Source organism: Streptomyces sp. AC558_RSS880, from assembly GCF_019049255.1.
Lineage (GTDB): Bacteria > Actinomycetota > Actinomycetes > Streptomycetales > Streptomycetaceae > Streptomyces.
Genome location: NZ_JAGMUJ010000132.1, coordinates 1 through 402, shown reverse-complemented (window position 1 = coordinate 402; position 402 = coordinate 1). Strand labels below are relative to the sequence as shown.

General features: G+C 60.2%; 1 rRNA gene. It reads right to left on the bottom strand.

What is annotated here, in order from left to right:
• A 23S ribosomal RNA gene (locus KUM38_RS31615) occupies window positions 1-402 on the bottom strand; the annotation flags it as partial.

The window sequence follows — 402 nt, the reverse complement described above, 5'->3', positions numbered from 1 at the left end:
CCTACACCCTTACCCCGGGACAACCACCGCCCGGGATGGACTACCTTCCTGCGTCACCCCATCACTCACCTACTAACCGCTTGGGCCGGCGGCTCCACCACTCCCCCTCACTCCGAAGAGATCAGGGGCGGCTTCACGGCCTTAGCATCACGATGCTCGATGTTTGACGCTTCACAGCGGGTACCGGAATATCAACCGGTTATCCATCGACTACGCCTGTCGGCCTCGCCTTAGGTCCCGACTTACCCTGGGCAGATCAGCTTGACCCAGGAACCCTTAGTCAATCGGCGCACACGTTTCTCACGTGTGAATCGCTACTCATGCCTGCATTCTCACTCGTGAACCGTCCACAACTGCCTTCCGGCGCTGCTTCACCCGGCACACGACGCTCCCCTACCCATC